Genomic DNA, 12,721 nt, shown 5'->3' with positions numbered 1-12,721 from the left:
GGAGGGGGCCGGTGGTCACGCGGTCCAGGGTGATGATGGCCGGGTCGCATTCGACGGGTGTGATGGTGCGGCCGCCACCGGGGGCCGACACGACCAGCAGCAGCGCGTGGTCCGGAAGGTGCTGGAGGGTGACGGGTTCGACGGCGTACTCGTACACGCGCTGCGTGGTGTCGGCGTCGCTCCAGTTGGTGCCCTCGGCGAAGGCGTAGGCGGCCGACCAGTTCCGGGACGTCGACGTGGCGGTCCCCCGGGTGTCGCTGGTGCTGCTGCCGCCGCCCCGGTTGCTGCCCCGCTGGTAGGAGGTGGAGCGGTCGGGGAACAGCCCGAACATCTCGCCGCCCGAGTAGCTGACGCCGGACGAGCGGCTCGTCCCCCAGTTGCGGGACGTGCCCGTCGTGTGGCTGGTGCTGTAGGTGTCGGAGTCGCCCTCGCCCCGCGTGTCGGTGGACGTGTGGGACTCGTTCCCGCCGATGTTCTTCGTGATCTGCGACAGGACGAAGCGGTGGTCCCGGCCGATGAAGTCGGCGGCCCGCGCGGCGTCCTCGTGGTTGCCGAGCCGCATGAACGCGACGGCGCCGCCGCCGATCATCTCCGCGGAGGTGTCCCGCAGCCGCCGGAACAGCAGGGTCAGCGGGACGCCGCGCCGCTCGCACGCGTCCGACAGCCGTTCCAGGTGGCGGCGGGCCAGCTCGTCGGCACCGGCGATGACCAGCGCGGGCGTGGAGTCCTGCGACGCGGTGATGCGGTGCGTGACCCACTGGACGATCAGGTCGGTGAGCAGTTCGGAGCGGACGTTGCGGACCTGGCTGTCGAGCGCGATGCACGTCAGGTAGCCGACGCCCTCCTTCGAGGGCTCGGTGCCGAGGTTCTCCAGCGGGTGCACGTAGGACTCGATCCGCGACAGGTTGGCGTGGGCCTGGCGGCGGTACTCCACGGTGAACAGGTTGCCGGTGATGTGCCGCCGCTCGTCGCGGGTCAGCAGGTCACCGTCGTCTGGTTCGCCCATGAGGGCGCGGAGGGCCGCGGCGATCCGGCCTAGGGTGATGTTGTCGCCGAGGGCTCCGCACACCTTGGTGAGGATGCGGTCGTCCATGCTGCGGTCCGCGCGTGCGGCGTCCGGTGTGCCGCCGTGCATGGATTCGACGATCGCGTCCACAAGGTCCTGTGGGGGCATGTCCGTCAGCAGGGTGGACGATGCCTGGCGGCTGGGCAGCAGTTGCGCGTCCACCCCCATCCAGGCCGCCTGGGCCAGCTCGACCAGTTCGCGGCTGACGATCTCCCTGGACAGGTCGAGCACCAGCAACGGCTGGACGGCGAGGGTGGACGTCCCGTACGTGGTCAGCAGCGCCTCCCACGCCCACAGGTTCCCGCCGAACACGTCAAGGCGGCGTCCTGGCCGTGGGGCGGCTCCCCATTCGGGTAGGGCGTCGAGCCGCGCGCGCTCTGCGGTGTCGTGGGCGTGCTTGCGTGCCTGCCATTGCCGCGCCTGGTCCTGGTAGCCGTTCGCGATCTGCTGCCGGGCCAGCTCGTACGCCTGGCGGGCGGCGTTCCGCTGCCGGACGGCCCACCAGGTCAGCGCCGTGCCCGGCGCCGCCACGATGGCCCCGAGCAGGAGTGACCCGACCGGGACGGTCGCGCCGCCCGAGCCGCCGGCGGTACAGGCGGCGAACAGCAGGAGGAGGGAGCCGATGCCCGCGCTCACCGGGAAGGTCCGGCTGAGGCGGCGCTGGGCGGCCTGCTCGGTCTCGCGGACGCGGCGCGCCAGGTAGTCCGGCAGGACCTGCTGCCGCGGCGGAGGCTCCGGGAACGGCCGCAGGAACCACCAGCGGTCCCGGAACACCCAGCCGAGGCGGGGGTCGGGGCTGAAGAGGCGCTCGCGGCGCGACAGCAGTCCTGCAGGATCGACCGGTCGGCCCATCACGACGCTGAACCCCCGTTCTCCTCGGGTGCCGATTCGATCGTCACGCCCTGCGGGGTATGCGCGGCGATGCCCAAACAACCCAAGCAGATTGACACGGAACTTGTCAGGCCATCGCTCCCGAAACGGCCTTCCCTATGGCGGGCTTGCTCAATAGCCTGACTGCCCATGGCGGACGACGGAGGACGGGGTGCGGGCCCGCTCGGCTCGTGCCTGTGCTGGAGAGGGCGGGTGTGATGGCGCGGGTCGAACTGTACGTCTCGGCAGATATCGAGGCGGACGGGCCGATTCCCGGGCCGTACTCGATGCTCAGTTTCGGCCTGGCCGTATGCGGAACGTTCGACGGGACGCGGTTCACGGCGCCCGACCCGTCCGAGGAGACCTTCTACGCGGAGCTGAAGCCGGTCGCCGCGGACTTCGACCCGCAGGCCCTGGAGGTCAGCGGGCTGGACCGCGAGCGGCTCGTCCGGGAGGGGCGCGATCCGGCGGAGGCGATGCGCGCGGCGGCGGCGTGGGTGAAGACGGCCGCGGACGGCGCGCTGCCGGTGCTGGTGGCGTATCCGCTGGCCTACGACTGGATGTGGCTGTACTGGTACTGGATGCGCTTCACGTCGCGCTCCCCCTTCGGCCATTCACGGCACCTGGATATGAAGACCCTCTACGCCGCCAAAGCGGGAGCGATGGTGGCGCAGTCGACGAAGCGCCAGATGCCCGCCGCGCTGCTGTCCGCTCGCCCGCACACGCACAACGCCCTGGACGACGCCGTCGAGCAGGGCGAGCTGTTCCAGAACCTGTTCCGCTGGGACGGCTGACCGTGTGGGACGTGGTGCGCGGCATGCCGGTCTGCCGCCTGCTGGAGGTTCCGCGGCGGGACGCGGCGGACGGGCGGGACGAGTGGCGCGACCAGCGGCTGGCCGCGCTCGTGTCGGCGTACCACGCGGGCGGGGAGCCGGTGCTGGTCGGCTGGCGGCGCTCGCGGGCGTCCGGTCCCACGGAGGTGTTCGTCGGCGGGGACGGGCTGCTCGCCGACCGCGACGGGAACGCCGCCACGCTCAGCCTCCCGGCGGGCGGCCGCGGCGTGCTGCTCCCGGAGGGGATCACCGAGGATTCGATGGCGCACTGGGTCGGCATCGGCGCCGTCGCCGACGGGCTGCTGGTGGACGACGTCCCCGGTGGGGACGGGCCACGGGACGATCCCGCGCGGCCCTCCCTGGAGGACGGCCTGCTGTCGGTGTGGATGCAGCCGTTCGCCTGGATGCTGGTCGCCGAGCCGATGACGGCGCCGGAGACCGAACGGCTGGCGGACCACCTGGCCGACCGGCAGCAGCACGCCCAGTCGATGGCGGAGATGTCGCCCGAGTACTCGGTCACCGCCGTCCGGATGGAGCGGCGCCACCGCGAGGTGCGCCAGGCGGCCACCTCCGGCCTGTGGCGGGTCCATCTGCTGGCCGGGGCGGCGACGCCGCGGGCCGCGGCGCGGGTCGCCGCGCTGGTGTGCGCGTCGGCCGACCTGAGCCGGCTGCCGTACGCGCTCGTCCCCGGCGCCGCGGGCCCGTTCGAGGCGAGCACGCAGCTGGTGGCGGCGCTGGCGCGGCCGCCCGTCCGGGAGGTCGCCGGGGTCCGGTTCGCGATGCGGCCCGAGTTCGACGTGACGCCCGAGTTCGACGCCGCGTCCGAACCGGCGGGCCGGAGCGTCCCGCTGGGGCGCGTCCTGGACCGCAACCGCCGCGAGGTCGGGCCGCTGTCCCTGCCGCTGTCCAGCCTGAACCGGCACACGTTCGTGTGCGGCGCGACCGGCTCCGGGAAGTCGCAGACCGTCCGGTCGCTGCTCACCGCCGCCGCGCACGCCGGGCTGCCGTGGCTGGTGGTCGAGCCGGCCAAGGCGGAGTACCGGCTGATGGCGGCGCGGCTGCCGGACGCCGAGGTCGTCGCGATCCGCCCCGGCGACGCGGACGCGATCGCCGCGGGGATCAACCCCCTCGAACCGGCGAAGGGCCCCGACGGGCGGCCGTTCCCGCTGCAGACCCACGCCGACCTCGTCCGCGCGCTGTTCCTCGCCGCCTTCGACGCCGACGAGCCGTTCCCGCAGGTGCTCGCCGCGGCGCTGACCCGCTGCTACGAGCGGCTCGGCTGGGATCTGGCGCTCGGCGAGCCGTCCCTCCCCGGGACCTCCCCCCGCTACCCGACCCTCGCGGACCTGCAGGCCACCGCCGAGCAGGTCGTGACCGACATCGGCTACGGCCAGGAGATCACCGACAACGTGCGCGGGTTCATCCGCGTCCGGCTGTCCAGCCTCCGGCTCGGCACGACCGGGCGGTTCTTCGAGGGCGGCCACCCCATCGACTTCGACGCGCTGCTCGCCCGCAACGTCGTCCTGGAGATCGAGGACGTCGGGGACGACCGCGACAAGGCGTTCCTGATGGGCACCGTCCTGGTCCGCCTGGTCGAGCACCTGCGGATGCGGCAGCGCCAGGGGGTCCCGCCCGGGCTGCGGCACCTGAGCGTGTTCGAGGAGGCGCACCGGCTGCTGCGCCGCAGCGAGGAGGCGGGCCCCGCGTCCCACGCCGTGGAGACGTTCGCGAGCCTGCTGGCGGAGATCCGCGCGTACGGGGAGGGGCTGATCGTGGCGGAGCAGATCCCGTCGAAGCTGGTCCCGGACGTCATCAAGAACACCGCCGTCAAGATCGTTCACCGGCTGCCGGCGAAGGACGACCGGGACGCGGTCGGCGCCACGATGAACATCACCGACGACCAGTCGCAGTTCCTCGTCACGCTCACGCCCGGCGAGGGCGCCGTGTTCACCGACGGCATGGACTTCCCGCACCTGGTCCGCATGCCGGACGGCTCGCACCTGGAGAAGGCGGCGCCGGTCGCGTCCGCCCGCGTGCTGGTGAGCCCGCGGAGCGGCACGTGCGGGTCGGACTGCCGCGACTCCCCCTGCACGCTCCGCGACATGCGCACCGCCCAGCGCGCCCTTGAGGCCCGTCCCGAACTCGTGCTGTGGGCCGAGCTCGCCGCCGCCGCCCACCTGACCGGCTGGGGCACGCCCGCCCTGTCCCCGTCCGTGGTCGACGGGCTGCCCGCGCGACTTCGCGACTGCACCGTCTCCCACACGGTGGACGCCGCCGTCGCGACCCGCGGCGCCCTGACAAAACTGGCCGACCACCTGGTGGACGCGTTACACGGACGCCCTTGCATAACCGACGAGACCGAATTCTTCGCCACGCCGTACCGCTGGTGCCTCGTCCTAGAGGAACTTGAGCAGGCGCACAAGACGGACCCTGGTGCGGGCAGGCACCCCCGAAGTGCCGAATGGGCGGCCCTCTACGGACGTGTCATCCCCGGCGACACTCTCGCCGATCAGCTTGGTCACATCAACGCCTGGTGGGATCGCGACCAACGCGACCTCGAAGCCCGCGCCACCGCCCTCTGGGGCTCCGGCCAGGCGATCGAAACGGCGGTCGGCGCTCTTCGCACCGACTCCGACTGGGCCGACCGCCTCCGAGAGGCGACGGCCCATCTCAGCGTCCCCGCCGGCCTCCTGGACGCCTACATCACCGAGAACTGAAGCGCCGTCCGCGAGTGCCGTCGACCCATCAGGTGAGTTTTTCCAGGCGGTCGGCGGCTTCGGCGGCGCCGCCGGCCGAGGCCATGTCGGCCGCGACGCGTTCGGCGGCGGCGCGGTGCGGGCCGTCCTCGGTGAGGACCGTCGTGAGGGCCGTGCGGAGCTCGTCCGCGCGGGTGCGGGCATGGCGGACGGAGACCCCCGCCCCCGCGGCCTCGACCTGCCCGGCGATCACCGGCTGGTCGTCCCGGAGCGGCGCCACCACCAGCGGAACGCCCTGGGCGAGCGACGCGCAGACGGTGTCGTGGGCACCGTCGCAGACGACGGCCGAGACGCGCTCCAGCAGCTTGTGGCGCGGGACCTGCTCCCGGACGAGGACGTTCGGCGGCGGATCGGGCAGCGCGCCCGGGTCCGTCTCGACGACCGCCTGGACGTCGAGGCCGCGGACGGCCTCCGCCGCGACCCGGAAGAAGCGGTCGCGTCCCGGGCCGTCCGGCGCGGCGAGGGTGACGAGGACGGCCGGCCGGCCGTCCAGGTCGTCCCACGGGAAGGCGCGCGGGGCGGGACGGCCGGGGACCGGGCCGACGAAGGCGAAGTGGCCGGGGAAGAACGAGGTGTCGCCGATCAGGCCCGCCGCGGAGAAGACCAGGACGAGGTGGTCGGAGAACCGAAGGTCGAGCAGGTCATCGACGCCGTGGTCGAGCTGGAGGTCGGCGATCCGCTCGCGGACCCACTCCTCGACCCTCGGGAAGGCGGCGAGCGGCCGGGTGAACTCGGCGGACGTCGTCGCCGAGGTCGCCCAGGGGATCTCGCGGCGGCGCGCGGCGACCGGGGCGGCGAGGGCGAGCTGGTCGGCGATGACGACGTCTGGCCGGAAACGGTCGATCGCCTTCTCGACGCCCGGCAGCATCGCGTGGCCGAGCGGGACGAGGAGGTCCTCCCAGAGGAAGCGGAGGGCGGCGAGCCCGCGGAGGTTCAGCCAGTCGCCGTGGAGCCCGTGCAGGCGCCGTTCGAAGTCCTCCTCGACGGCGCTGTAGAGCCGGGAGCCCGGGCGGATCCGGGGTTCGAGGGACGCCCGGTGGCCCGTCCACGCGACCTTGTGCCCGCGCCGGGTGAGCTCGGCCGCGACGGCGTTGTTGGCGGTGACGTTGCTGTTCGCGGTGACGTTGCTGTTCGCGGTGACGGCGCCCAGCGGCGGGACGGCGAACAGGAAGCGGCGTTCGGGGGTTCTCACCCGGCGGATTCCGGGGTCCTCGAGAAGGGACGGGACCCTCACGCGGCGGGCGTTCACCGGGCGGCTCCCGCGAGGTGGTCCGCGACGTCCCCGACGGTCAGGCCGAGGAGCTCGTCGAGGTCCAGGCCCGCGACGAAGGCGGGGAGGTCGGCTCGGTCGCCGTAGCGGGCGCGGAGCCTGCCGGCGAAGGCGGCGAACTCGATGCTCTCCAGGGCGAGGGCTTCGGTGAACGTGGTCTCCGGCCCGATCTCCACGTCGAGGAGGTAGTCCTCCCCCAGGACGTCGGTCAGTATCCGGACGACCTCTGCCAGGTCGTCATTCATACTCGGGCCTCCTCCATGCCGGTTCCGCCGGACTCGACCGTCCAGGCCACGACGTGACCTTCGACGTGGCAGGTCTCCACCGTCGTGACCGTGCCGTCGGTCGCGACGAGGAGCCGTTCGCCGTCGGCGACGGTCACGCTCACCTCGGGACGGTCCGCTTCGGTGTTCATCGCCTGCAGTACTGCTTGCTTCGCTGCGCGTATACGGGCGTCCTCCTTTTTGGCGGGGTCGTCTTGGGCGAGACCGATGCCCGCTGGTTCGGTGCCAGGCCGCACCAGGGCCACGCCCAGTTCGGCGTCTGTTGCGATGGAGATGGTGAGGGGCTCGTCGAACGGTCCCGTGACCCGTGGCCCATCGTGGACGGTGAGTTCCGCGGGGAACAGGGGTCCGTGGCCGTTGCGCCATAGGTGGGCCCGGACGGCGTCCTTGGCCGCGATCCTTCCCAGCAGCCATGGGCCTTGCGCGAACTGCGGGAGGGCCTCGTACTCGGCGCGCTCGCCGGCGCAGAGGTACTGGCGCATGAGGAGATCGCGGGACACGGTGCCCTCCCAGCGTTTGCGGGCCAGGCACCAGCCCCCCGGCTGCGCTTCCCCCGTCCCGGACACCTCAGGGGTGAACTTCATCCGCCAGAGGGCTTCGTCGGTGTAGAAGCGGTGTGTCGTCCACCCGTCGACGCGTCCCCATACCGTTCCGTCCGCACGGACCATCTCGGCTGCGCAGCGCATGGTCGTGTCGGTCAGCGACTGGTTCCAGACGGTCGTTTCCAGGCGTTCGCCTTCCGCCGGCGATGGCCCGTACAGGGAGACCCGCTCGATCCCGACCGGGAACACGGTCTGGTTGGTGTCGCCGTACACCTGGATCCAGTGGCTGCAGAGCTGGCCGACGCTGTCCAAGAGCGCGCCTGGTGCGGGCAGGGAGGTGAGGACGGCGCGTACACCGTCCTCTGCGAGAGCCGTGATCGCGGTGATGCCGCGGAAGAGCGGGCCTTGGAACATCCAGCGTTCCTCGTACAGCCGTTCCGCGGTGACTATGGGCGGGCCTTCAGTGCTCAGCGGCGTGCGGTCCGGCAGGGGCGTCGGCGGGTAATGCTCGGCGAGCAGAACCGTCCCGTCCACATGACCACCGATGACGACCTTCACCTTGCGCGGCCGGGCCGTGCCGTCCACGAGGCGGGCGCTGATGTCGGCGATGGTGGGCGGGGCGGCCAGGACCCAGCGGACGGCGCGTACGTCCTCGAACCCCACGACGACCGAGCCGGGCAGCAGTTCCCGCGCCGCGCCCGCCATGACCTCCAGCAGCGTCGCCAGCGGAACGATCGGCAACCTGTCCGACATGTCGGGCCAGCCGGGCGGCTGCGGGACCACGCAGTGGTCGCGCAGGTACGGCATCGCGGCAAGCGAGAAAACATGGGAAACGTTGGACTCCGCGCCCGAGGGGACCGGGTCGCCGGACGGCACGGACGCCGCCCTGCCGCCGAACGCCTCCACCACGGCCTTCGCCCCCGTCGCCGCGTCGTCGAGCAGCGCCTCCAGCTCGGCCATGACGGGATCGTCGGCCGGAAGCGGCGGGTTCGCGGAGGTGAGCCTGATGGGCGCCACGGTACCGTCCAGCCTGACCAGCGGCGTTCCGAGGTCCAGGGTCATGCCCGTGGCCGGCGGGGGCGGCGGCGAGGCGCCATAGCCCTCGGCCCACAGCGCGGCGAGGACACGTCGCAGCTGGCCCATCCCGTCCCGCTGCGGGACGTTCACGGCCATCGCCAGATGCTCCCGGGCACCCAGGCCGTCGGCGACGAACCCGGGGAGGCTTCCGGGTCCCACCTGCACGAACACCCGCACGTGGGCCGTGCCGTACAGCTCCTCGATCAGCTCCCTGAACCGGACGGGTCCGCGCAGATGCCGGACGACGAGGTCGCGCACGTCGGAGGGTGAACGCGGATAGGGGGCGAGCGCCGTCCCCGACCACAGCGGCACGCGCGGCTCGTGCACCGGCAGGGCCTCGAACGCGTGCCGCACCTGCTTCTCGAACGCCTCGGCGTAGGGGGTGTGGAGGCCCGACCGGAACGGCAGTTCCTGCCCGAGGACGCCCTCGGACGCGAGCCGCCCCAGGATGTCGCGGACCTCCCGGGCCGGGCCGCAGACCACCGACTGGTGCGGGCAGTTGTCGTGACTCACGAAAACACCGGAACGTCCCCCGGCGGCATCCCCGGCCTGTGCGGCTCCGCAGCCGAGCACCGCGCACACGATGTCGGGCATGTCCGCCGGCACCCCGTCGAGCGCGCGGATCAAGGGTTCCGCCGCACCGGCGTCGAGCAGCCCGGTGGCGATCATGGCCGTCCACTCACCGAGGCCGTGGCCTGCCGCGATGTCCGGCTCGACACCGAGTTCGGCGAGCGCCGAGGCCAGCAGCCGCCCGGCGCCGATCGTGTCCGCCGCATGGCTGGCCAGGTCGCTACACCCGGCCGGTTCCGGCTTCGGCCAGCCGAAATGCTCGGCGACGTCGTCCACGCGCGGGGCGAAAGCGGGCTCGAAGCCGGGGAACAGGAACGCCAGCCGGCCGCCCTCCGCGAGAAGCGGGCGGGGCGAGAACCACACGTCGCTGCGGCCCCGCCAGGCCGTTCCGCGCTGCACGACGGCGCGCGCCAGTTCAAGCCTGTGCGGGGTAGGGGCGACCATGGCGATCCGGCAGGGCAGGTCTGGGGGGACGTCCTCCGACGCCCGCGCCAAGAGTTCCTCATCGGGGACGTCCAGGGCCGCGGCCAGTTCGCCGGTGGTGCGGGCGGCCAGCCGCAGGACGGCCTCGCCCCTCTCCGGCGCGCGGAGCCGCCGGGGCCGCCGCCTCCGCCGGACGCCACCGGACGGCGGCTCCTGCAGGATCACGTGCGCGTTCGCCCCGCCGAACCCGAACGCGTTGACCACGGCGCGCCGCGGACCGTCCCCGGGCTCCCACTCGGCGGCCTCCCGCACCGGCCGCAGCCTGGTGTTCTCCAACGCCGGATGCGGGTCGGCCACGTGCAGCGTCGGCGGCAGCACACCGTCGCGCAGCGCGTAGGCCGCCTTGATCAGGCCGGCGATGCCGGCGGCGGGCATCGCGTGCCCGATCATCGACTTGACCGTGCCGAGGCCGATCGGCGGGCCGTCCGCGCCGAACACCCGGCGCAGCGTCGCCAGTTCCGCCGCGTCCCCGGGCGGGGTGCCGGTGCCGTGCGCCTCGACCAGGCCGAGCGCCCCGGGCTCCGCCGGGTCGAGGCCCGCGTCCCGCCAGGCCCGCTCGACCGCCAGGACCTGCCCTTCCACCAGCGGGTTCAGGAGGCTCGACGCGCGGCCGTCGCTGGACGACCCGGTGCCGAGGATGACCGCGTGGATCCGGTCCCCGGCCCGCTCGGCGTCCGACAGCCGCTTGAGCAGGACGATCCCGGTCCCCTCGGCGAGCAGGGTGCCGTCCGCCGCCCGGTCGAACGGCCGGATCGTCTCGCTCGGGCTCAGCGCCCGGAGCCGGCTGAGCGCGCTCCAGACGGTCGCGTGGTGCGAGTGGTGGACGGCCCCTGCCAGCATCGCGTCGGCCTGCCCGCCGCGCAGCGCCCGCACGGCGTGCTCGACCGCCAGCAGCGCCGACGCGCACGCCGCGTCCAGCGTGTACGCGGGGCCGCGCAGGTCGAACCCGTGGGCGATGCGGGACGCGGCGAAGCCCGGGACCAGCCCGGTCGAGGCGTCGGGGCCGTCCGGTCCCAGCCGGTCGCAGAACGCACGGCGGATCTCGTCCAGCCGGGCCTTCCCCAGCTCCGGCACCAGTTCCGCGAGGATCCCGGCGATCTGGTGGGACGTGCCGACCCGCTGGTCGAACCGCGCCATGCCCGGGGTGAGGTAGCCGCCGCGCCCGATGACCACGCCGACCCCGGCCCGGTCGGGCAGCCGTTCGGTGCCGCCCGCGTCCGCGATCGCGTCCCCGGCGGTCCGCAGCGCGAGGAGCTGGTCGGGCTCCATCGTCCGCACCGCCGCCGGCGTGATCCCGAACGGCGCCGGGTCGAACGTGGCCAGGTCGTCGACGAACCCGCCGCGCCGGCAGTAGAACCGGTCGCTCTCGGGCGCCCGCCCGTACGCGCCGGGGTCGTAGTAGAGCGCGGGGTCCCACCGCCCGGCCGGCACCTCGGTGATCGCGTCGAACCCGGCCAGGACGTTGCGCCACAGCTCGGCCGCCGACCCGGCGCCGGGGAACACCGCTCCGGCGCCGACGATCGCGATCGGCTCCCGAGCGCGGCTCACGTGGCGGCCCCGGTGAACACGACCTGTGTCTCGTCCCCGTGCGCGATCTCCCGCAGCAGCGCCGCCGCGCCCGCGTCCGGCTCGATCGGCCCGGCCTCGTCGCCCGTCCCCCACCGCGCCCAGTCGGCGACGAGCACCCGGCCGCGCAGCCGCGTCCGCCACATGTGCGCGAGCGTCGCGCACGCGTCGCCGGCGGCCGCGTGGTCGCTCTCCCCGCGGACGCCGTGCACCCCGGCGAGCCCGCCGAGGACGACGAAGAACCCGAGGTTCGGCCTGGCCGCCTGCGCGAGCGCGCACGCCCCGTCCACCTTCGTCCGGTACGTGCGCTCGAACGACACCGGCGTCTTGTCGTGGATCAGGCGGTTCTCGACGAGCCCGGCACCGTGGACGATCCCGTCGAGCCGCCCATGCCGCCTGTGCACGTCACCGAGGAGATCCCGGACGGTCTGCGCGTCACGCACGTCCCCCGAGTGGTACCGGACGGACGCCGCGTGCTCCCGCAACGACTCCAGGTTCCGGCGTATCTCCCGGTCCACGAGGGTCCGCCGGATCGTCGCCTCGATCTCCTGCGTCCGCCCGGCCGCCACCAGCGCGCGCCGGAGGCCCGCCTCGTCCGGGATATCCGGGTATGCGGGCTCGCCCACCGGCTCCGGCGTGCGTCCCATGACCTCGATGTGGCACCCGCTCGTCCGGGCCAGTTCCAGCGCCACCCGCCCGGTGATGCCCCGGGCGCCTCCGATGAGCAGCACGACCCCGTCCGCCTCCAGGGGGACGACCGGCTCGCCGCTCAGTTCCGCAGGGACCAGGCTCAGGCCGCGCCGCAGCCCGCCCTCGTGCCCGACCACGACCGGTCCCCCCGTGTCGAGCAGCTCGGCCATCATCCGCCGCGCGATCGCCCTCGGAGTGTCCTTGGTGTCGACGTCCAGCGCCCGCACGAGCACCTCCGGATACTCCTGCGCGACCGTCCGCGCCAGCCCCCGCAGCCCTGCCCCGGGCCGCGGATCACCGACGCCGCCCTCGAAGGGCTGCCCGAACCTTCCGCCGGCCCCGCTCGCGACGACGAGCCACCGCAGCCCTCCGGCGAGCGCCCGCCGGACGCCCTCGTACGCCTCGGGCAGCACGCTCGTCGCCGCCGGCCGCAGCGCCCCCAGATGGACCAACCCGTCGCAGGGCCCGTCGACGTCACGTGGCGTCCGCACCTCCGCGCCCTGCCGTTCGAGCATGCCGGCCAGCTCCAGCGCGACCCCGCACCCGTCGTCCACGACGATGAACCGCCGCCCCGCGAACACCGTCCCCGACTCGGGCGGCACGGGCAGCGCATCCAGCTCCACGACCCGCAGGACATGACGGACCACCTGCCGCCGCCCAAGCGACGGCGAGCCGGGCCCCTCGACCCGCGGCCACACCTGCGTATCCCCGGCC

Annotated in this window: 7 protein-coding genes; 2 read left to right on the top strand and 5 right to left on the bottom strand. The window is 73.7% G+C overall.

Translation table 11 applies throughout. The annotated features are described in order from the left end of the window. Window positions 1-1,921: hypothetical protein (locus E1289_RS31780; protein WP_131986847.1), on the bottom strand; the 1,921-nt coding region annotated here is incomplete at its 3' end. A 233-nt stretch (window positions 1,922-2,154) separates the two neighbouring features. On the opposite strand from E1289_RS31780, the gene E1289_RS31775 reads away from it, so the two are divergent. After that, window positions 2,155-2,730: an exonuclease gene (locus tag E1289_RS31775; RefSeq protein ID WP_131986845.1), complete on the top strand. Its 576-nt coding sequence runs from the start codon at window positions 2,155-2,157 to the stop codon at window positions 2,728-2,730. Between the two features lie 23 nt (window positions 2,731-2,753). Then, window positions 2,754-5,486, top strand: a complete 2,733-nt coding sequence (locus tag E1289_RS31770; RefSeq protein WP_131986843.1) for an ATP-binding protein — start codon at window positions 2,754-2,756, stop codon at window positions 5,484-5,486. A gap of 28 nt (window positions 5,487-5,514) precedes the next feature. On the opposite strand, the gene E1289_RS31765 is transcribed toward E1289_RS31770, so the two are convergent. The 4 genes from E1289_RS31765 to E1289_RS31750 form a co-directional block, all read right to left on the bottom strand. Then, the gene (locus tag E1289_RS31765) at window positions 5,515-6,717 is read right to left on the bottom strand and encodes a nucleotide disphospho-sugar-binding domain-containing protein (protein WP_243713277.1); all 1,203 of its coding nucleotides are present in this window, start codon (window positions 6,715-6,717) and stop codon (window positions 5,515-5,517) included. A gap of 53 nt (window positions 6,718-6,770) precedes the next feature. Then, window positions 6,771-7,040, bottom strand: a complete 270-nt coding sequence (locus E1289_RS31760; protein ID WP_131986841.1) for an acyl carrier protein — start codon at window positions 7,038-7,040, stop codon at window positions 6,771-6,773. Beyond that, window positions 7,037-11,299, bottom strand: a complete 4,263-nt coding sequence (locus tag E1289_RS31755) for a beta-ketoacyl synthase N-terminal-like domain-containing protein (protein WP_165970681.1) — start codon at window positions 11,297-11,299, stop codon at window positions 7,037-7,039. Before E1289_RS31755 ends, E1289_RS31760 begins: the two co-directional genes overlap by 4 nt. Further along, on the bottom strand, window positions 11,296-12,721 hold a 1,426-nt coding region (locus E1289_RS31750; RefSeq protein WP_207929276.1), incomplete at its 5' end, for an SDR family NAD(P)-dependent oxidoreductase. The genes E1289_RS31750 and E1289_RS31755, both read right to left, overlap by 4 nt.

This window comes from Actinomadura sp. 6K520 (assembly GCF_004349245.1).
Taxonomy (GTDB): Bacteria; Actinomycetota; Actinomycetes; order Streptosporangiales; family Streptosporangiaceae; genus Spirillospora.
Note: the sequence above shows the minus strand (reverse complement) of the source record. Positions and strands in the feature narration are given on the sequence as shown.

Excerpts from the sequence above, each read along its gene's own strand:
- E1289_RS31775 (WP_131986845.1), top strand. The coding sequence starts at position 2,155 with ATGGCGCGGGTCGAACTGTACGTCTCGGCAGATATCGAGGCGGACGGG.
- E1289_RS31770 (WP_131986843.1), top strand. The coding sequence starts at position 2,754 with ATGCCGGTCTGCCGCCTGCTGGAGGTTCCGCGGCGGGACGCGGCGGAC.
- E1289_RS31760 (WP_131986841.1), bottom strand. The coding sequence starts at position 7,040 with ATGAATGACGACCTGGCAGAGGTCGTCCGGATACTGACCGACGTCCTG.